This is a genomic window from Pseudoalteromonas sp. S558 (assembly GCF_005886635.1).
GTDB lineage: Bacteria > Pseudomonadota > Gammaproteobacteria > Enterobacterales > Alteromonadaceae > Pseudoalteromonas > Pseudoalteromonas aliena.
Window position 1 is genome coordinate 1 of record NZ_PNDU01000622.1, and the last position, 297, is coordinate 297.

The following is a 297-nucleotide window of genomic DNA, read 5'->3' on the forward strand; positions in this document are numbered from 1 at the left end:
TTGGAAGGTTAGGCGCACTTTACCAATCGGACCGTTACGCTGTTTACCGATAATAATTTCGGCAATGCCTTTTTCAGTACTGTCTTCGTTATCGACTTCATCACGATAAATAAACATGATCAAATCGGCATCTTGCTCAATAGAGCCCGACTCACGTAAATCTGAGTTAATTGGACGTTTATCAGCACGTTGCTCTAGAGTACGGTTAAGCTGCGATAGAGCAACAACCGGACACTGCAACTCTTTTGCTAATGCTTTGAGTGAGCGTGAAATTTCGGAAATTTCTAAGGTACGGTT

The 297-nt window shown here is 42.4% G+C and carries 1 protein-coding gene; it reads right to left on the bottom strand.

The window, feature by feature from the left end:
* Positions 1–297 (bottom strand): DnaB-like helicase C-terminal domain-containing protein (locus tag CWB66_RS21685; RefSeq protein WP_289508525.1); only part of this gene is annotated, 297 nt, incomplete at both ends.